19 protein-coding genes and 1 pseudogene are annotated in these 21103 nt (G+C 28.1%); 11 read left to right on the forward strand and 9 right to left on the reverse strand.

The features are described 5' to 3' along the window. Positions 1-66: 66 nt before the first annotated feature. From O6B72_RS01150 to O6B72_RS01190, 9 genes and pseudogenes are all read right to left on the reverse strand, one after another. Positions 67-1503: a Mur ligase family protein gene (locus O6B72_RS01150; RefSeq protein ID WP_269491977.1), complete on the reverse strand. Its 1437-nt coding sequence runs from the start codon at positions 1501-1503 to the stop codon at positions 67-69. A 1055-nt stretch (positions 1504-2558) separates the two neighbouring features. Continuing rightward, positions 2559-3269: pseudogene (locus O6B72_RS09500) on the reverse strand (alpha/beta fold hydrolase); the annotation flags it as partial. Next, entirely contained in the window at positions 3259-3486 is a 228-nt protein-coding gene (locus O6B72_RS01160; protein ID WP_024961650.1) for a type II toxin-antitoxin system prevent-host-death family antitoxin, read from the reverse strand. The gene O6B72_RS01160 and the pseudogene O6B72_RS09500, both read right to left, overlap by 11 nt. Positions 3487-3541: 55 nt before the next feature. Next, the gene (locus O6B72_RS01165) at positions 3542-4567 is read right to left on the reverse strand and encodes a D-alanine--D-alanine ligase (RefSeq protein WP_101637371.1); all 1026 of its coding nucleotides are present in this window, start codon (positions 4565-4567) and stop codon (positions 3542-3544) included. A gap of 15 nt (positions 4568-4582) precedes the next feature. Next, positions 4583-5137 carry a Holliday junction branch migration protein RuvA gene (gene ruvA / locus O6B72_RS01170; RefSeq protein WP_269491978.1) on the reverse strand — a complete coding sequence of 185 codons (555 nt, stop codon included), beginning with the start codon at positions 5135-5137 and terminating at the stop codon, positions 4583-4585. A 17-nt stretch (positions 5138-5154) separates the two neighbouring features. Next, positions 5155-5709, reverse strand: coding sequence for a hypothetical protein (locus O6B72_RS01175; protein WP_114675289.1), 555 nt, complete (start codon positions 5707-5709; stop codon positions 5155-5157). A gap of 15 nt (positions 5710-5724) precedes the next feature. Further along, on the reverse strand, positions 5725-6666 hold the full coding sequence (locus O6B72_RS01180; RefSeq protein WP_024961646.1) for an MlaD family protein: 942 nt from the start codon (positions 6664-6666) through the stop codon (positions 5725-5727). Next, positions 6667-7407 carry an ABC transporter ATP-binding protein gene (locus O6B72_RS01185; RefSeq protein ID WP_101637373.1) on the reverse strand — a complete coding sequence of 247 codons (741 nt, stop codon included), beginning with the start codon at positions 7405-7407 and terminating at the stop codon, positions 6667-6669. It abuts the gene before it with no gap. Then, on the reverse strand, positions 7407-8501 hold the full coding sequence (locus O6B72_RS01190; RefSeq protein WP_269491979.1) for an MlaE family ABC transporter permease: 1095 nt from the start codon (positions 8499-8501) through the stop codon (positions 7407-7409). Before O6B72_RS01190 ends, O6B72_RS01185 begins: the two co-directional genes overlap by 1 nt. Positions 8502-8580: 79 nt before the next feature. Here O6B72_RS01190 and murJ point away from each other — a divergent pair, with 79 nt between their 5' ends. The 11 genes from murJ (at position 8581) to O6B72_RS01245 (ending at position 21083) form a co-directional block, all read left to right on the forward strand. Then, the gene (gene murJ / locus O6B72_RS01195) at positions 8581-9993 is read left to right on the forward strand and encodes a murein biosynthesis integral membrane protein MurJ (protein ID WP_269491980.1); all 1413 of its coding nucleotides are present in this window, start codon (positions 8581-8583) and stop codon (positions 9991-9993) included. Continuing rightward, positions 9980-11362: a cysteine--tRNA ligase gene (gene cysS / locus O6B72_RS01200; protein WP_269491981.1), complete on the forward strand. Its 1383-nt coding sequence runs from the start codon at positions 9980-9982 to the stop codon at positions 11360-11362. Before murJ ends, cysS begins: the two co-directional genes overlap by 14 nt. Further along, entirely contained in the window at positions 11363-13096 is a 1734-nt protein-coding gene (locus tag O6B72_RS01205; protein WP_269483147.1) for an ABC transporter ATP-binding protein, read from the forward strand. Positions 13097-13152: 56 nt separating this feature from the next. Then, positions 13153-14214, forward strand: coding sequence for a quinone-dependent dihydroorotate dehydrogenase (locus O6B72_RS01210; protein WP_018713182.1), 1062 nt, complete (start codon positions 13153-13155; stop codon positions 14212-14214). 72 nt (positions 14215-14286) lie between these two features. Continuing rightward, positions 14287-15480, forward strand: coding sequence for a M16 family metallopeptidase (locus O6B72_RS01215; RefSeq protein WP_051080274.1), 1194 nt, complete (start codon positions 14287-14289; stop codon positions 15478-15480). 3 nt (positions 15481-15483) lie between these two features. Then, positions 15484-16380, forward strand: a complete 897-nt coding sequence (gene dapA / locus O6B72_RS01220) for a 4-hydroxy-tetrahydrodipicolinate synthase (protein ID WP_269483149.1) — start codon at positions 15484-15486, stop codon at positions 16378-16380. Next, on the forward strand, positions 16380-17159 hold the full coding sequence (locus tag O6B72_RS01225; RefSeq protein WP_016647107.1) for an enoyl-ACP reductase: 780 nt from the start codon (positions 16380-16382) through the stop codon (positions 17157-17159). Before dapA ends, O6B72_RS01225 begins: the two co-directional genes overlap by 1 nt. Continuing rightward, positions 17159-17716, forward strand: a complete 558-nt coding sequence (gene pgsA / locus O6B72_RS01230; protein ID WP_180753821.1) for a CDP-diacylglycerol--glycerol-3-phosphate 3-phosphatidyltransferase — start codon at positions 17159-17161, stop codon at positions 17714-17716. Before O6B72_RS01225 ends, pgsA begins: the two co-directional genes overlap by 1 nt. Then, entirely contained in the window at positions 17709-18833 is a 1125-nt protein-coding gene (rseP, locus tag O6B72_RS01235; RefSeq protein ID WP_269491982.1) for an RIP metalloprotease RseP, read from the forward strand. Before pgsA ends, rseP begins: the two co-directional genes overlap by 8 nt. Then, positions 18833-19468, forward strand: coding sequence for a YggS family pyridoxal phosphate-dependent enzyme (locus O6B72_RS01240; protein ID WP_269491450.1), 636 nt, complete (start codon positions 18833-18835; stop codon positions 19466-19468). The genes rseP and O6B72_RS01240 overlap by 1 nt, the downstream gene beginning before the upstream one ends. Next, on the forward strand, positions 19446-21083 hold the full coding sequence (locus O6B72_RS01245; RefSeq protein ID WP_269491983.1) for a hypothetical protein: 1638 nt from the start codon (positions 19446-19448) through the stop codon (positions 21081-21083). Before O6B72_RS01240 ends, O6B72_RS01245 begins: the two co-directional genes overlap by 23 nt. The last annotated feature ends 20 nt before the right edge of the window (positions 21084-21103 follow it).

The raw sequence follows: 21103 nt of genomic DNA on the forward strand, positions 1-21103 counted from the left end.
ATTCAACAAATAAAATATTTGAACGTTGTACTATATTCATAATTAGCAACAATAACTTAAAAGATTTCATATAAAATTTGGTGCATCGTTTGAAAACAGGATTAAATCCCCAGCTTTTGTTTTTTCACTTAATGCTTTTATAAGATCATTTTTATCTTTTAAAATAATCAGTTTATTTTTATCACAAATTTCACTAAAAATCTTTGCATTTAATTCACCAGTTACGATAATTAAATCAAAAATTTCATTTATAATTTTTGCTAAGTTTTCATTCATCTGTTTTGTGGCTTCTACTATTCCTGGAGTTACGACAACTTTATTCCCATCATATTCTCTAACAAGATCATAGCTTGCACTCATGCCTTCAAAATTGCCATTAAAGCCATCATCTATTATAAATTTAGGCGTTTTCGATATAATTTGAAGACGGTGCTCTACACTTTTTAAATTTTGAATTTTTAATTTTATTTCATCTATTTTTAAACCTAAAAATTTTGCCACACATATACAAACTGCTAAATTTGAAGCATTAAAACTACCTAAAATTGGTGCATAAAATTTATAACTTTCATCAAATTTCATATCAAAACTAACACCATCTAAATTCGCTTTGATATTTTGCAAACAATCATCATAAATAACTATTTTATCATCATCTTTTTTTAAGGTTGAGCTATGTAAAAAAGCCTTTTTAAGTCTTGCTGAGTTTAAAGCTTCAAGTTTTGTTTTTCTTATATTATCAACACTTTTAAAATATTCAATATGCTGACTTCCTATCTCACCTACAACAACAATTTGTGGTTTTAAAAATTTTGTTATCTCATCAATATCACCATTTTTCCTAGCGCCAGCCTCTGCTATGTAAATTTGCACATCGCTATTTAAATTTTCATTTATGTCTTTTACTAAGCCCATTAATGTATTTACACTTCTTGGGGTCTTATAACAATTAAATTTTTCATTTAAAATTTGATATAAAAAATTTTTAATACTTGTTTTTCCATAGCTTGCAGTAATTTGTATGATTGTTAAATTTGGCATACTTTCTAATTTTTTTTGTGCTTTTTGCATATAAATTTTCGCATTTAGCTTTTCAAAGCAAAAACTTATAAAAAATGATAAAAACAAAGGTGCAAAGATTGGAAGAACAAATGCTTTTTTAAATAAAATAATATCTAAAAACAGAGTTGTTAAAATTAAAATTAAAAAAAATCTTTTAACTCTTGAGGTGAAAACTAATTTTTTATCAAGTTTTTTATGCCAAAAAATAAGACTTGGTAACAAAATAATATAAAAATATATAAAAAATAAATTTTCATTTATAAGCCTTAGCCCAAAATAACAACATATTGGAATAAATAAAAAAATCAAATGCCAAAGAGGTTTAGTAAAATGAAAAAATACCCTTTCAAATTTATAAGAAAACCATTGAAGAGTTGTTATAAGGTAAAAACCTAGAGATAATATTAATAAAAAATGTGTAAAAAATTTTAAAAAAATCATTTTTTATCCTCTTCTTTTTTAATTTCTTTTAAAACTTTTTGAACTTTATATTTATAAATATCGCTAAATCTAATCGCTCTTTTTTTACTTTTTTTTAGCTCATCTTGAGTTAAATCAATATTTTTTGTGTCATTTTCCACACTTTTTTCAGATTTATTTTCTAAATTTTGCGTATCTTTATCTGTTTTATTTATGCTTTGTTTTTCACTTTTAAAGTTATTATTTTCAACCTCTTTATAGTTTTCATCTTTTGGTATTTTTTCATCTAAATTAGGCTTATTATCTATTTTTTTTCTTTTTACAACATCACTTACTAAAACTAAATCTTGCACAACTTCATTATTAGATAAATCTTTTTCATCTTTTTTTAAATCATTTTCATCTATAACTATTTCATCTATTTTTTTATCATCATCGCTATTGTTAGCTTTTTTTGCTTTGCTATCTTCTTTAAATTCATTTTCTTGATTAAAATCTTTATTTTTCTCTAAACTTGTAGAAGTCTCTTTTTTTTCTATATCTTCATCTAATTTGCTATCTTTTTTTTGTCCCTCAACAACATCTTCATTTTTTTTATCATCTTGATATTCTCTTTCATAGACTTCTAGGACCTCATAATCATCATCTAATTTATCATAAATAAATTTATTTCCAATAATTGGACCTTGTATGGTTTGGTTATTTTTATTTTTTATTTTAATTTCATTTTTTACATTTATTTCATCAAGATTTTTTGTTTTATTGAAATCATTTGCTAAGATTAAATCTTCTTCATCTTTTTTTTGATTTAGCTCATTTGTTTCTTTATTTTCGTTGTCATTTTTTACTGTATCCATATCTTCTTTACAGTCTTCATCTTTTTCTTGGTTATCAGTTATTTTTTTATTGTTTGTATTTTCACTGTTTTTTTTAGAATCATTCGTTTCGTATTCTCGCTCATGAACTTCCAAAACCTCATAATCATCATCAAATTCATCATAAATAAATTTTTTATCATCACTTGATTTATCTATTTTTAATTCACTGTTTTCATTTTTTTTACTAATACTTTTAAAATTATTCTCTATGGTATCTGAAATAAATTTAGCATGTATCAAAAAGAAAAAGTGATCTCCTGCAAGTGGAAAAAACTCACTATTTTTAATTAGCCTATTTATCATTTTACCACTTTCAAGACTTACAGCTTTATCACCCTCACCCCAAAAAATAAGAGTTTTGGATTTTGTTTTTGAAAAAATCTCTCTAAAGTCCTCATCTACTACATTTTTTAAAGTATCATACATAACCCTACTCATCCCTGCGACATCTTTTGTAGCAAAGAGTTTATAAAGTCCTGCAAAACCAAAAATTTTTAAAAATTTATAAAGTTTTATTTTAAATTTTACAATAAAAGGTTTTTTTTCAACAATTCCAGCAGTACTTAAAAGAACTAAATTTTCTGGTCTTAAAAGAGTTGCTATCTTACCACCAAAGCTATGACCCATAATAATATCTGGTTTTAGTTTTAATGAATTTAAAAAAACTTGAATAATTTTTTTGTATTTTATAGAATCAAGTTCATAAAAAATATCACTTTTCCCAAAACCTGGTAAATCTATATAAATTTGCTTAAATTCATTAAGGTAAGAGCCAAAAGCTTTTATCATTATCTCTTTATTTGCACCCCAACCATGAATTATTAAAATAGATTTTTCTTTATCTGGATTTTTAACTTCATAGCTAATTCTATAGGTTTTTGCTAAGTATGAAATTTCTCTAATTGCCATCTTTGTGCCTTTTTTGTGAATATACTATATCCAAAAGCTCAACAGCACGCTCTAGTCTTTCATACTCCTTTAAGCTAAGCATAACAGCTTCAAATTTGTTATTTTTTACAATAACAGCTTTTTTAAGCTCACCATCACTCACTTTTGATAAAACCGCACTAAAATTCCTTACAACTTCGGTTGCAGTATAAATTTCATCTTGTTTAAAACTAGGCATCTATAACCTTTTACATAAAATTATATGTAAAATTTATCATATTTTTAGTTAATTTTTACTTATAAACAGAAATTGATTTTACATAGTTATAATTTATATCTATTTTTTTATAATTTGGTAAACTTCTAGCTAAATCATAAAGTCTATCCTCAAAGTTATCAAACAAATAATGGGCTAAACTTCCTGGATTTGTATTTATCTCATTTAGATAAATTTCATCATCAATTATAAAAAAATCACATCTTATAAGGCTTCCATCAAATCCATATGAGTAAATTTTAGAAAAAGCTTTTCTTAATTTTTCTTTTAATTTTTCATCTAAATTAGCTTCTTTTATGGTCTTACTATCACTAAATCTCAAGTATTTTTGATCAAAATCTAAAAATTCATCTTTATTTGGCTCCTCTATCATAGAAAATTCCATCTTTGAGTCTGCTTTATAGCCAGCTAAATTACATTCTCTAACACCTTCAAAAAAAGGCTCAACTAAAAGCGTATCATCAAACTCAAAACTCTTATCAAGTGCATATGTAATCTCACTCTCATCTTTAACGATGCTTATACCAATACTACTTCCAAGAGTTGCTGGCTTTAAAATAAAAGGAGGTTTTATAGTTATTTCTTCATTTCTTTTTAAAATTTGATAATTAAGAGTTTTTACTCCTGTTATATTTGCTAAAAATTTAGTTAAAACTTTGTCGTAGCTTAAAATTGCTGGTTTTAATCTTGTGCCTATAAATTTAACATCAAAAAATTCAAAAAGAGATGCTAGTTTTCCATCTTCTCCATCACATCCATGTATTAAATTTACATAAACTTGAACATCTATTTTTTTGCTACTAAAAGCACCTTCGCTAAAAAAACCACCATTTTTAAGTATAAGTTTTTTTGATTTTTTATACTCAAAACTACTAAAGTATGTAGCTTTCATATTTTTTGAATCTATTAAGTAAAAATCCCTATCTTTATCGCAAAAAATAAATTTGATATCTTTTTTTAATACATCCTTTAAAGTTATAGCTGATACTATGCTTATCTCATGCTCATAACTTTGTCCACCAAATACAAGTCCTAAATTCACTATTTTTCTCCTTATTTATGCTAATTTTTTTAATGCTTCTTTTATAAGATCTGCTGTATTTTGAGCTTTGCAAGATGGTAAAATTTTAAGAATTTTATCTCTCTTAAAACCTAGGCTTTCTAAAGCCATTATGCTTTCACTTTTATAACTTTCTAAGCTTTGGCTACTTATTAATTTTGCATCACTTAATTCTGCTATTATTTTTCTAGCAGTTTTAAGACCAATACCAGGAACTGTTGTAAGAACCTTTGTATCACCATTTATAACAGCACTTGCAAAATCAGAATATTTCAAAGTAGAGCAAACTGCCATTGCAGTACTTGCACCAACACCGCTTACTTTTAAAAGAATTTCAAACATCATCTTTTCATCACTATCTTTAAAACCATATAATAAATTTGCATCTTCTCTAACGATTTGTTTTATTAATAAAGCTGTTTCTTCGCCCTTTACAAGGGTTGCTGAGCAATTTAATGAAATGATAATTCCATAGCTTATCCCGTTATTTAGTTTTATTACCGCCATACCAGGCTCTAATTTAGTTAAAACACCTTCAATCTCAACTATCATTTTTTTCCTTTAAATTTCTATTTTATCTCTTTAATAAGCTTATTTAAGGCCTCATTTACTGAAATATCCATATATTTTAAAATCGTATCAGTTGAAGGATCTGGCACAAAAGTGTGGTTTTTAATAACGCCTGATTTTAAAATTTCTGAGTTTTTAACAAGCTCATATCCTAAAATAACTTCAGCTTGATCAAAATTTACTTGCAAAGACAAAAGTGAAGTATTTAAAACTAACGCATCTTTTGTAGGTCTAAAAATTTGTTCAAATTCACATTGAGATGAAACCGCACTAACAATTCCTTTATAAACCATCTCACTTGGTGTTGTAATATATTTCGCATCATCAACATAAATTATATTATTTTTACCATCTACAATTAAAATATTTCTACTATCGGCTAAATTTAGAGCTTGTATATTTGCAACATAAATTCTTTTTGAATTTTGCAATTTATTATTGCAAACCTCACCTTTATAGGTCATTTCATAGTATCTTACAGGATTTGCTTTTTTACCTAAACAGCCACCTAGTAAAACAGATACGCAAATTATTAATAATATCTTTTTATACATTTTCTTCCTTTTATTTTAATCTAATGTTTGAGATCTTTTTTGCTTTTGAGTATCTCTAAAAAAGAAATCATATGGATCATCTTCTAACCTAAATAGAGCATTTTGAAACTCTCGAAGCATTTTTTTAAATTCCATTAAAGTCAAAGATGTTTCATGTAAGGTAGGAGATAATATTTCTTTTATATCATAATTTCCATTTTCTAAATCAGAGTTTATCAAATTTAAGGTTTTATTTAAATTAAGAGCTGTTTTATTTGCATTTTTTGCAAAATTATCTGCATTTTTAACTAATTCATTAAAATTTTTTAAACTTTCATCGATGTCTGATTTATCAATCTTTGCTAAAATTTCATCAAGACTTTTTAAAATGGAATTTAACTTAGCAAAATTTTCAGCATTGCTTAAATTTGAAGCTGTTAAATTTATAGAGCTTAAGGTTTGTTTTAAATTTTGTAGATTTTCATCATCTAAAACTGAGTTTATTTTTTTAATTGCCTCACTAACTCCAGTTGTTATAGCTTTTGCCTCGGAGTTAAACTTACTTAAAAAACTTTTATCTAGGTATAAAATTGGCTTTTCATTTTTAGAAAAACTCTCACCATCTCCTTTTGATAAATTTAATGTAGTAAGTCCGCTAAGACCTTGAATTTCAGTGGTTGCAATACTATTTTTCTTGATAGGAAAATCATTTTGAACATCAATTGCTATCTCAATTATTCCGTAATCACTACCTTTTGCAAAATTTATATCTTTTACATATCCAGCTGGAACTCCTATATATTTTACCGACGAACCTTCTTTTAGTCCATTTGGAAGCTCTTTTGTGTGTATATAATAGGTTGTATAATGAACATTTGAATCAGATCTTGTAGTCATCCACCAAACAAAACAAATAGTTAAAATTCCTACTAAAGTAGTAAAAATTCCAACAATTGTAAAAGAGTTTTTATTTTCCATCTAATTTTCCTTATTTCTGCTATCAAAAAGTTCTTTTAAAGGATTATTTTCAAAATTTTTAACTTCTTCTACATTTCCTTCAAAAGCTACTTTTTTATTATCAATTATTAAAAACCTATCAAGTATATTAAAAATAGAGTCACTATCATGAGTTACCATACCAACTGTTATTCCTAAACTATCTCTTAAATTAACTATTAGTTCATCCATTCTTCTTGCACTTACTGGATCAAGTCCTGAGTTTGGCTCATCTAAAAAAAGTACTCTTGGGCTTAGAACCAAAGCTCTTGCAAGAGCAACTCTTTTTTTCATACCGCCACTTAACTCACTTGGAAAAAGATTTGCCGCATCTTCTTTTAGGCCTGTTTTTTTTAGCCAAAACATAGAAATATCCTTAATATCATCTTTACTTAAAAAGCTATATTCTCTAAGTAATACTCCAATATTGTCAAGCACATTCATAGATGAATAAAGTGCACCAAACTGAAACATAACACCTGTTTTAAGCTTTATCTCTTCTCTTTGTTTTATATTAAGAGACCATAAGTCTTTATCAAACATGTAGACTTTTCCTTGGCTTGGCTCTTTTAAATAAATTAAAGTTTTCATTAGGGTTGTTTTGCCACTACCACTTCCACCTAAAAAGCCATAAATTTCGCCCTCTTTGATATGAAAGCTAGCATCTTTGTGAATCAATCTATCACCATATTTTATAGTTAAATTTTTAGCTTCTATAAACATTATAAATCAACTTTAAGAAAAAATATAGCAAATAAACAATCAATTAAAATAACCCAAAATATCGCATTTACAACACTTTTTGTAGTAAGCTTTCCAATGCTTGATGTACTTCCAGTTACCTCAAAACCTCTTAAACATCCTATTAAAGCTATTGCCATCCCAAAAAATGGTGCTTTTACAAGTCCAATATAAAAATGTTTTATTTCAACTAAATTTTTAAGTCTATCAAAATAGATTGAAAAATCAATTTCTAAATAGTAATATGAAACTAGCATTTGACCAAAAATACTTGCCATATCTGCTAAAAAAACAATGAATGGCATAATAATAATCATCGCTAAAATACGTGGAATAACTAAATTTATAAATGGATCAAAACTCATTGTTTTCATCGCATCAATTTCTTCTGTTATTTTCATAACACCAATCTCTGCAGTAAAAGAAGATGCACTTCTTCCAGCAACTACGATAGCTGCTATTAATGGGCTTAGCTCCCTAAAAGTAAGCATTCCCATAATTTCAACTATAAAAAGTGTCACACCAAAATCAGCAAGCATTTCTGAGCCTATATAAATAAGCACAACTCCTATTAAAAATGAGGTTAAACAGACTATAAAAACTGCATTAATCCCCGCATCTTTACAGACATTTGAAATAGCCTTAAACCTAAGTTTTTTTAAATTTAAAAGATTATAAAAAGATTTTAAACTAAGCTCGCCAAAAAAACTTAGAAAACTTAGAAAGCTTAAATATGCACCATAAACTGAAATTCCAACTTCTTCAAAAAAATTTTTTTTCTTAAATTTATATGTCTTTTTAGGGATGTCATCTTTTATTAGTGAAAATATAGAATCAAATTTTTTATTTGAGTTTGCAAAATTAATTTCTAAATTATTTTTTAATGCAAATTTATAGATAATTATAGCAATAGCATAGTCCATACTCTTTAAATTGGAAAAATCAAAAGTAACTTTATCTTTAAGATTTTTCATATCTTTTTTTATAAGAGAGATAGTTTTTTTGCTAACTTTATAATCCCAAATTCCATTTAAAAAAATAACTGAATTCTCAACACTAAAAGAGCTTTCTTGCAAATTTAACCTTAAATAAAAAAATAAGGTTAATTATACTATAATATTTCTTTACTTTAAATTAATAAATAGGTAGTTAAATTTGGCTAAAAAAAGGGTTTTTGCAGGGTTTTTTACAAATAGCATAGGAATATTTGTTTCTAGAATTTTAGGGCTTTTTAGAGACCTTTTAACAGCTAGTGTTTTGGGTGCTGGAGTTTGGAGTGATATTTTCTTTATAGCATTTAAATTACCAAATTTATTTAGAAGGTTATTTGGCGAGGGTGCTTTCACACAAGCTTTTTTACCAGGGTTTGCTCAAGCTAAAAAAAAGGCTATTTTTGCAACAACTGTTTTAATAAAATTTACTGTTTTTATACTGTTTTTAACTCTTCTAGTTAATGTTTTTGCTCCACTGTTTACAAAATTTTTAGCCATTGGATTCAATAAACAAACTATAAATTTAGCAGTTCCTTATGTAAGAATAAATTTTTGGTATTTAACTTTTATATTTTTAGTTACACTATTTGCCTCGCTTTTGCAATATAAAGATCACTTTGCAACAACAGCCTTTTCAACAGCACTACTAAATATCTCAATGATAATATCTTTAGTTTTAGCAAAAGGAAAAGATGATGAAACTATAGTGTTATATCTTAGTGTAGGCGTTGTAATTGGTGGAATAATGCAACTTCTTGTGCATTTATTTGCTTTAAAAAAACTAAAATTATTAAGATATTTTGGTGTTGGAATCACTGCATTAAAAAAAGGAAAAAAAGCTGATACAAAAGGCTTTTATAAAAATTTTTTTCACGGAGTAATTGGCTCAAGTGCAGCACAAATTGGGGCTTTTATAGATACTTGGTTTGCAAGTTTTTTAGCTTTTGGAAGTATAAGCTATCTATACTATGCAAATAGAATTTTCCAGCTTCCTCTTGCTCTTTTTGCTATTGCACTATCAACAGCACTTTTTCCAAAAATTGCAAAGACAATAAGTAAAAATGATGATAAAACTGCTTTGATTCTTCTTTCTAAAGCATTTCATCTACTTTTTGCCTTGCTTTTATTCTCTACAATTGGTGGTGTTATTTTAAGTAAAGAAATAATTTGGCTTTTGTTTGAAAGAGGTGCTTTTACAAGAAGTGACACTGTAAATTCAATGTTTGTTTTAAGTATGTTTATGATTGGACTGCTTCCTTTTGGACTAGCTAAAATTTTTTCGCTCTGGCTTTATGCAAAAAATAAACAAAATATAGCTGCAAAAATTGCAATCAAAAGCCTTATTTTAAATATAATAAGCTGTTTTTTACTTATAAAACCTTTAGGTGCAGCAGGCTTAGCACTAGCTAGCTCAATTGGTGGTTTTTACCTGTTTATTATGAATTTAAAAGAGTTTGGCTTTAGAAATTTTTTAGATATAATAAACCCTAAAAAAATCTTTATAATACTTGCTTTATGCTCAATAGAGGTTTTATTGCTTTTAGTTTTTAAGGAAATAATTAATGATTATATTTGATAGTGTTATGAAAAAAAAGGTAAATTTTGAACCTATTGATAAAAATATTGTAAGAATTTATCTATGCGGTCCAACAGTTTATGATGATGCCCATTTAGGACATGCAAAAAGTGCAGTTAGTTTTGATTTACTAAGAAGAGTTTTTATAAATTTAGGTTACGAGGTTAAATTTGTAAGAAATTTTACTGATATAGATGATAAAATTTTAAATAAAATGAAAACTAGCGGCAAAAGCTTAGAAGATATCACAAATTTTTATATAAAAAGATATTTGGATGATATGGATAACCTAAATGTCTTAAGGCCTGATTTAGAGCCAAAAGCGACTGAAAATTTGGAAAATATAATTGAATATATTTCAAAATTATTAGATAATGGCATGGCTTACAAAATAAAAGATGATGGCATTTATTTTGATACAAAAAAAGACAGTAAATATCTTAGTTTAAGCAAAAAAAATAGCGATGATGCAGCTATAGCAAGAGTAAAAAGTAATGAATTAAAAAAAGATCCAAAAGATTTTGTTTTATGGAAATTTGATGAGTTATGGTATGAAAGTCCTTTTGGAAAAGGAAGACCAGGTTGGCATACAGAGTGCGTTGCTATGATAAAAGCTCATCTTGATTCAAACAATAAATTCTACTCAATTGATATTCATGCAGGAGGAATGGATCTACTTTTTCCACATCATGAAAATGAAGCTGCGCAGTGTAGATGTGGTGAGTATAAAAATCTTTCAAAATACTGGATGCATAATGGCTTTATTCAAATAGACAATCAAAAAATGAGTAAAAGTTTAAATAATAGTTTTTTTATAAAAGATGCCTTAAAATTAGTGCCTGGTGAGGCTTTAAGATTTTATCTTCTAAGTTCACACTATAGGGCAAATTTTAACTATAGCTTAGAAGATTTAAAAGCCTCTAAAAAAAGACTTGATAAAATTTATAGACTTTTACAAAGAGTTGATAACTCCAAGATAGGAGAGTTAAATTTAGAGTTTAAAGATGAGATAATAAAAGCTTTAAGCGATGATTTGAATACCTCAAAAGCTTTTGCCGCAATTGATGATTTTGTAAATTTAAGTAACGATTTTTTAGATAAATTCCCAAAAGACAGATCTAAAAAAGGCGAAATTTTAGCAAATTTAGGGTTTATTAAAAATATTTTTGGAATTCTAGAAGATAAAAATTACTTTAAATTTGGCGTAAGCAATGAACAAAAAGAGGAAATTGAAAATTTAATAAATCAAAGATATGAAGCAAAAAAAGAAAGAAATTTTATAAAAGCTGATGAGATAAGAGATAAATTATTAAAAAATGGAATTTCTATAATGGACACGCCAAATGGCACAAGCTGGGAGAAAATTTAAATGAAAAAAAGCGAATTAAATAAAGGCTTAAAAGAAGTTTTTAAAAGATTTTTGCCTTACATAAAAAACTATATACCACAATTTTGTTTTGCAATAATAGGTATGATTATGGCAGCAGCTGGAACATCGCTAACTGCATGGCTTATAGAACCTGTTTTAAATAAAATTTTTATAGAAAAAAATGAAAATTTACTATATATTTTACCTTATGCAGTTATTTTTGTATATTTTATAAAAGGAGCTGGTGGGTATATGCAAAGATATTTTACCGTTTATATAGGTCAAGATATTATACGAGAATTTAGAGAAAAAATGGTAAAAAATCTAACTAATTTGGATATGAAATTTTTTAACGAAATACGCACAGGTGAACTAATAAGTAGAACTATAAATGACATCGATAGAATTAGAAATATAGTATCAAATATGATACCTGAGTTTTTTACAAATTTACTTACCATTATTGGTCTTTTAGGTGTTGTAATTTACCAAAGTCCAAAACTTGCTTTTTTTGCTTTAATCATACTTCCGGCAGCTATTTACCCACTAAGCTTATTAGCAAAAAAAATGAAAAAAATATCAAGAGAGTCCCAAGAAAAAACATCTGATATAAGCTCAGTTTTAAGCGAAATTTACACAAATATAGAGATAATTAAAGCAAATAACACAGAAGAAAAAGAGCTAAATAGATTTAAAAAAGAAAATAATAAGTTTTTTAAACTAAACTTAAAATCAGTTAAAATAAACGAACTCGTAAGCCCGTTAATGGAGACTTTGGGTTCAGTTGGAGTTGCAGTTGTTATAATCGTTGGTGGAAAAAGCGTTATTGATGGCACAATGAGCGTAGGAAGTTTCTTTTCGTTTTTAACAGCACTTTTTTTACTTTATACCCCAATTAAAAAAATATCAAGTCTTTACAATAACATGCAAGATGCAGTAGCTGCAAGTGAAAGAACATTTGAGCTAATTGATAAAACACCTTCAATTATTGGAGGAACTAAAAATTTTCCAAACGATGCAAAAAGCATAACATATCAAGATGTTTATTTAAAATATGGTGATAAAGATGTTTTAAAAGGCATTAGCTTTAGCGCTTATAAAGGCGAAATTATAGCCTTAGTTGGTGGAAGCGGAGGCGGAAAAACATCTATTATAAACACGCTTTTAAGGTTTTACGACATTAATAGCGGAAATATTTTGGTGAATAATAGCGATTTATATGAATTTAGCCTAAAAAGCTTAAGACAAAATATAGGACTTGTTAGTCAAAGAGTTTATATTTTCAACGACACGATTGCAAATAATGTAGCATATAGTGGTGAATTTGATGAAAAAAAAGTAATTAAAGCTTTGAAAATGGCAAATGCGTATGATTTTGTAATGAATTTAGAAAATGGTATAAATACCGTTTTAAATGAGTTTGGATCAAATTTAAGTGGTGGTCAAAGACAACGTATTGCAATTGCTAGAATGCTTTATAAAGACCCACAAATCATAATCTTAGATGAAGCAACATCGGCACTTGATAACACAAGTGAAAATGCAATTACAGAAGTCATAGAAAATATCAAACAAGATAAAATTATATTTGTAGTTGCCCATAGACTTACAACCATAAAAAATGCAAATAATATCCTAGTTTTAAATGAAGGAAAAATTGTAGGTTTTGGAAGTGAAGAAAAATTAAGCCTTGAATGTGATGATTATAAAAAACTTAAAGGCACTTTTAATTAAGAGAATTTAAAAGTAAGATTTGTTAGAATACCGTTTATTTAAAAAAGGAATAAATTTTGAAATATGAAACACTAAAAAAAATATTTTTTCAATTTGACCCTGAAAATGCGCATTCCTTAGCTATGAAAGGGCTTAGATTTGCCAACAATAATCCATGGATTTTAAATGTAGTTGGTAGAAATTATTTACAAAATGATGAAATTTTAAAACAAAATTTATGGGGAATTAACTTTGATAACCCCATCGGTTTAGCTGGAGGGTTTGATAAGGATGGTGTTGCACTAAAAGCTTTGCAAAGTCTTGGTTTTGGACATATTGAGTTTGGAACAGTTACACCAAAACCACAACCTGGAAATGAAAAACCACGTCTTTTTAGACTTGTAAAAAATGAAAGTATTCAAAATGCTATGGGCTTTAACAATGCAGGAATGGAAGTTGTTAAAAAAAATGTTTCGAAATTTTACCCACTAAATTCTGTTATAGTTGCAAATATAGGCAAAAATAAAATAACACCAAATGATGAAGCTTTAAATGATTATGAAATACTTGTAAAAGAATTTGATGAAGTTTGTGATATGTTTGTTGTAAATTTAAGCTCACCAAATACTCCAAATTTAAGAGATTTACAAGAAAGTGAATATATAAAAAAATTTTTTGAAACTTTAAAGCCATTAACTAAAAAACCAATTTTACTTAAAATTTCACCTGATTTTGCATACGATCAAGCTATTGAAATCTGCACCACAGCAGTAGAAAACAGAGCTGATGGGATAATAATAAACAATACAAGCATTGATTACTCTCTTTCACCAAATATAAAAGAACATAAAGGTGGTATTAGTGGAAAACTTATAACACATAAATCAAGAGAGCTTTTAAAAGCTATTTCTAAAGAATTATTTGGAAAAACAACTCTAATAAGCTGTGGAGGTATAGATAGTGCCGAGGAAGCTTATGAAAGAATTAAATATGGTGCAAGTTTAATTCAAATTTACACTTCTTTTATTTTTAAAGGTCCAACTATTGCAAAAGATATAAACGAAGGGCTTATAAAACTTCTTAAAAAAGATGGTTTTTCAAATATAAAAGAAGCTATCGGTATAGAAATAAAAAAATAAGAAGGGATAAATTTGTTACCAAAATATAATAAATTTATATTAAAAAACGGACTTGAAATTTATCATGTCCCTATGAATTTAGGAAGTGATGTTATTAGTGTAAATGTTATTTATAGAGTTGGTTCAAGAAATGAAACTATGGGTAAAAGTGGCATAGCTCACATGCTTGAACATCTAAATTTTAAATCAACTAAAAATAGAAAAGCTGGAGAATTTGATGCAATAGTTAAAGGTTTTGGTGGTATTAATAACGCATCTACAGGCTTTGACTATACGCACTATTTTATAAAATGCTCAAATAAAAACTTAGAAAAATCACTTGAATTATATGCCGATATAATGGAAAATTTAAACTTAAATGATGAAGAATTTCAGCCTGAGAGAAATGTAGTTTTAGAAGAAAGGCTTTGGAGAACAGATAATAATCCTTTTGGATATCTATTTTTTAGACTTTTTAATAATGCATTTATATATCATCCTTATCATTGGACTCCAATTGGGTTTAAAGATGATATTAAAAATTGGAGTATTGATGACATAAAAAGATTTCACTCAATATATTATCAACCTAAAAATGCAACTTTATTAATAGTTGGTGATATAGATGAAAAAACTGTCTTTAACCTATCAAAAAAATACTTTGAAAATATAAAAAATAGATGTGAAATACCAAATTTGCACACTTATGAACCAGTTCAAGATGGAGAAAAATCATTTGTTATTCATAAACAAAGTGAAGTTGAAATTTTAGGACTTGCATATAAAATTCCACCATTTAAACACAAAGATAGAATCAAATTTGAAGCGATAAGTCAATATTTAAGTGGTGGTAAAAGCTCACTTTTAAATAGAGTTTTAGTTGATGAAAAAAACTTAGCAAACCAAATAGATACTTACAATCTTTCAAGTATTGATGAAAATTTATTTATAATTTTTGCAGTTTGCAATCCAGGAATTAGTGCAGATGAATTAAAAAATGAAATTTTAAAACTCATAGAGGAACAAAAAGAAAATTTAATTAAAGATGATGAGATAGAAAAATTAAAAAATAGTGTAAAATCTGATTTTGTTTACTCGTTTGACAACACTAGTAAGGTTTCTTCAATATATGCAAACTATATAATGTGTGGTGATATAGATATGCTTTTTAACTATCAAGACGATATAAACTCACTTAAAAAAGATGATATAAAAGAAGCTTTTAAAAAGTATTTTAATAAATCAAATTTGACAATTGGTGTTTTAAAAAACGGACAAAAGGAGTAAAAGATGGAAAAAGCTATATTAAGTGGTGCCATGACAGCACTTATTACACCACTTAAAAATGGTGCTTTGGATGAAAATGGTTATGCAAGACTTATAAAAAGACAAATTGAAAATGGCATAAACGCAGTAGTTCCAGTTGGTACAACTGGGGAAAGTGCAACACTAACTCATGATGAACATAGAAGATGTATTGAAATAGCAGTTGATGTATGTAAAAATACAGGCGTCAAAGTTATAGCTGGTGCCGGAAGTAATGCAACCCATGAGGCGGTTGGACTTGCAAAATTTGCCAAAGAACATGGCGCGGATGCAATTTTATCAGTAGCGCCTTATTATAACAAACCAACACAAGAAGGACTTTATTTACATTACAAAGAGCTAGCAGCTTCAGTTGATTTACCTGTTCTTTTATATAATGTCCCAGGTCGTTGTGGAGTTGAAATTTCAACAGAAACTATAATTAGACTTTTTAATGATTGTCAAAACATAATTGGTGTAAAAGAAGCAAGTGGCAATATAGATAAATGTGTTGATTTATTAGCTCATGAACCAAGGCTTTGTGTAATAAGCGGTGAAGATGCGATAAATTATCCAATTTTAAGCAATGGCGGAAAAGGAGTTATATCAGTTACTTCTAACCTGCTTCCTGATTACACTGCAAAATTAACTAAATTTGCACTAGATAATGAGTTTTTAAAAGCAAAAGCAATAAATGATGATTTATACAATATAAATAAAGTTATGTTTTGCGAAAGCAACCCAATCCCTATAAAGGCAGCAATGTTTATAGCAGGATTAATCGATAGTTTAGAATACAGACTTCCTCTTTGCAAACCAAGTAAAGAGAATTTATTAAAAATAGAAAAAATAATGAAACAATATGATATAAAAGGATTTTAATGGATAATTTTTTTAAAAATAAAACGCTGGTTATAAGTGGTGGAACAAGAGGTATTGGAAGAGCAATAGTTGAAGAATTTGCACAAAATGGTGTAAATATAGCTTTTACATACAATTCAAATGAAGAGCTTGCAAAAGAAATTGAAAAAGAATTAGCCGATAAGTATGGCATAAAAGCTAAATCTTATCCTCTTAACATACTTGAGCCTGAAACATATAAAGAACTATTTTTAGAAATAGACAAAGACTTTGATAGAGTTGATTTTTTCATATCAAATGCTATTATCTCAGGTCGTGCTGTAGTTGGTGGATATACTAAATTTATGAGATTAAAACCTCGTGGAATTAATAATATATTTACAGCAACAGTAAATGCCTTTGTAGTTGGCGCTCAAGAAGCAGCAAAAAGAATGCAAAAAAATGGTGGTGGCTCAATTATCTCAATAAGTTCAACTGGAAATAGAGTATATATAGACAATTATTCAGGTCATGGAACATGTAAAGCAGCAGTTGAAGCTATGGTAAGATATGCAGCAACTGAACTTGGTGAGTTTAATATAAGAGTAAATGCAGTAAGTGGTGGACCAATAGAAACTGATGCTCTAAGAGCTTTTGTAAATTATGAAGAAGTTAGAGATAAAACAGCTGAGCTTAGTCCTCTTGGTAGAATGGGTCAGCCAACTGATTTAGCAGGAGCATGTTTATTTATCTGTTCAGATAAGGCTAGCTGGGTTACAGGACATACTTTTATAGTTGATGGCGGAACAACATTTAAATAATGATAAATTTACCAAATGCTTTAGCTATTATTAGGATATTCTTATCATTTTTATTTTTCTTTTTACTTGTAAATTTAGGTGAAATTTGCCCAAATTTACATACTAGTTGGATAAATTATTTTACAGTCGTTGTTTTTTTACTAGCATCAATTACTGATTTTTTTGATGGATATATAGCAAGAAGCTGGAATCAAATAACCAAATTTGGTGAAATAATAGATCCGTTAGCTGATAAAATGCTAACTCTTGCTGGATTTATAGGACTAATGTATTTAGGACGAGCAAACCCATGGGCAATTTATCTAATACTTATAAGAGAGTTTTTTATAACTGGATTTAGAGTTATAATGGCAAGTGATGGAGTAAAAGTAAGTGCTGGAATGGCTGGAAAAGTTAAAACTGTTTTCCAAATGATAGCAATTGTATTTTTAACCATGCAATGGTTTGGTGGCACAATTTTACTTTGGATAAGTGTATTTTTAACGCTTTATTCAGGATTTTTATATATTTTTGGATATGTAAAAGAGATAAAGCAAAGGAAAAAAAATAATGGATAAAAAAAACCTAAATTTAGCCATTGTTTTAGTGGTTTTAGCTGTAGCACTGTGGCATTGGGGGCCACTTTTTTTTGTAACTATTTTAGTCATTTCATTCTTGATTTTCTTTCATGAGCTTGGGCATTTTTTGGCAGCAAAACAACTTGGGGTTTGTGTAAATGTTTTTAGCATCGGTTTTGGAGAAAAAATTTATACTAAAAAATTTGGCTCTACAACTTATGCGTTAAGTGCGATTCCACTTGGCGGATATGTCCAGCTAAAAGGACAAGACGATGCCAACCCAGCACTTAAAAACTATGATAAAGATAGTTATAACACCCTAAGCCCTTTGGGGCGAATTTATATACTTCTTGCGGGACCATTTTTTAACCTTATTTTGGCATTTTTTATCTACATTGCACTTGGATTTATAGGTGTTGAAAAACTAGCCCCTGTAGTTGGAGAGGTTATGGAAAACTCAGCTGCTAAAAGTGCAAACATAATGCCAAATGATAAAATTTTAAGCATTGATGGCAAGCCTATCAAAGAGTGGGATGATATCTCAAAACTAGTTACATTACAAACCATGAATATAGAAATTTTAAGAGATAAAAAAGCCTTAAATTTAACTCTTACACCAAAAACAGGAGATGCCAAAACTTTGTTTGGAGAAGATATTAAAAAGCCACTAATTGGAATAACTCCAAAAGGCGATTTTATAAGAGTTTATCACAAAGGATTTAGTGCTATTCCATACGCTTTTAATGAAAGCCTTGAAGCCTCAAAGCTCATCATAGTAAGCCTTCAAAAGCTAGTAAGTGGCGTTGTTTCAGTAAAAGAAATGGGCGGAATAGTTGCAATTACCGATATCACAACAAAAGCAGCAAGCATAAGTTTATCGGTGCTTTTGGTATTGACAGCGCTTATTTCAGTAAATTTGGGTATTTTAAACCTCTTTCCAATACCTGTTCTTGATGGTGGGCATATAGTTTTTAACATTTATGAGTTCATCTTTAAAAAGCCAGTTAGTGATAGAGTTTTTGTGGGACTTAGTTACGCTGGAATGGCACTACTTTTCACGCTTATGGCATTTACTATCATAAATGATTTTTTAAGAATGTTTGGAGCATACAACTGATGAATTTAAACAAACTTTTAGATGAGATAAACGAGCTTTCAAATGGCAGAAAAGTTGAGCTCGTAGCAGTTAGCAAGTATGTCGGCTCAAAAGAGATCAAAGAGCTTTTTAATAAGGGTCAAATGAGCTTTGGAGAAAACAGAGTTCAAGATCTTGTTAAAAAAAGTGATGAGCTAAAAGAACTCAATTTAAACTGGCATTTCATAGGCACTTTGCAGACAAATAAAATAAATGCCCTTTTACAAATCCGCCCTACTTTATGGCAAAGTTGCAACTCCATAAAACTTGCACAAGCTGTAGATAAAAGGCTTAATTATAGGCTCGATACTTTGCTTGAGATAAATATAGCAGATGAAGATAGTAAAACCGGACTTGATATAAGCCTTACAAAGGAGAGCTATTGCGCCATAAAAGAGAGTTGTAAAAACCTCAATTTAAAAGGCATAATGTGCATTGGTGCCCATAGCGATGATGAGTTAGAAGTTGCAAAAAGTTTTGAAAAAGCTTATCTAATTTATGAAAGCTTGCAAAATAAAGGTGCTGAAATTTGCTCGATGGGAATGAGCTCTGACTATAAAATAGCTATAAAATGTGGCTCAAATATGATAAGAGTTGGAAGCTTACTATTTAAGTAAATTTGGAAGTGACAAAATGAGAATTTTAATCTGTTTAGTTTTGATTGTTGGTCTCTCCTTTTCAAAAGAGATAAGAAATTTTGATGATGCAAAAGAGTTTATAAATGATGGCATAAAAAAGGGATATTTTCCAAAAACAATCCTCTCTTTAGCTACACCCAAAGGCTCTTTAAAAGATCTAAATTTGCTTCCTAGAGATGAGATTATCTGTGATGAAACTACAGCTTGCAATGATGATAACTTAAACGCTCTTTTTATAATAGACAATGATGCAAACAACACCTTAGAATGTAGCGATTATAGTGACAATATCTTTATCCTAAACAGCGGTAACAACACGATAAATGGTGGCGGTGGCGATGATATATTTTTCCTTAGTAGTGGCAATGATATCATAACCAAACAAGATGGCTTTAATATATTTGTTTTTGAGAAAAACTGGGGAAATGATGAATTAAAGATATCAAATCGCCCTTTAGACTTTGTCTTAAAGATGAGTGGTAGAGAAAATATCTTGGGCTATGATGGAAGCTTTCCATTTGACTACTCCAACTTTATCATCTTTGGTAGTGGAATAAAAAAAGAAGATCTCGCATGGAGTGGCAATACACTAATCAACCTAAAAACCAACGATACTATTAAATTTACATCTGATAAAGGTGTGAATTTTTTATTTAAAGAAGAGCCTATCAATATAGTTGATAATAATTTTATAAAAAAACTTCCAAACTCTTATGAGTTAAATTTAAGCGACAAAGAAATAAATTCTATTACAAAAGATGAGAAAAATTACTACATCTTAACAGATAAAGCCCTAAAAAAGGCTATTTTAAATGATAGTGATAAATTTAAAATAATAAATGAGCTAGAAAGACTCTATGTTAGAAATTTAACTATAAGTGATAAATTTATCTTTTTTAGTGACTCTTTTCAGGGCTATTCCAATCTAAACATGGTCGATAAAAATCTAAATTTACTCTACAAAGTCCAACTAAAAGGCGAGACTTTAGATATGAAGTTATACAAAAACTATCTCTATGTTTTACAAAATTTTGAAAACTTTAAAAATCCTAGCAACTTTATCTATATATATGAGGTCGGCAAAAATAACTTAAATTTAATAAATAAAATAGACACAAATTTAAAAGAAAAAGATGGAAATTATGGCAACAAACTCTTCATTATAAAAGACAATCTTTTTATTATCAATCTTTTGGAAGGCATTAGATCTTACACATTAAAAGAGCCTGCAAATCTTCAAAAAGTTTTTGATGATGAGGAAGAAAATGTCGAATTTATGCAAGAGTATGGGGATTTTATAATCGTCGTTAAAAAAGATGGAACTATTTTAAAAACCAAATTTAAAAATAACAGCTTTGAAAAAACCAGCACCTTAAGCTTTGATATAGAACCATATGTTGTTAAAAGTAGAGTGACAATTTTATCAAACAAGCTTTTTGTTCTTTTTAAAGATGAGCTAGTCATCGTAAATTTAGATAATTTTAAAGTTGTGGAAAAGATTAAATTTGACAAAGATATCAAAACATTTTTACAAATTGACAATAGACTACTTTTGGATGGCTCAAAATTGATTGAGTTGGATAGATATTTATAAATTTAAATTTGGCTTTTGCA

This window comes from Campylobacter ureolyticus, from assembly GCF_027277485.1.
GTDB classification, from domain to species: Bacteria; Campylobacterota; Campylobacteria; order Campylobacterales; family Campylobacteraceae; genus Campylobacter_B; species Campylobacter_B ureolyticus_B.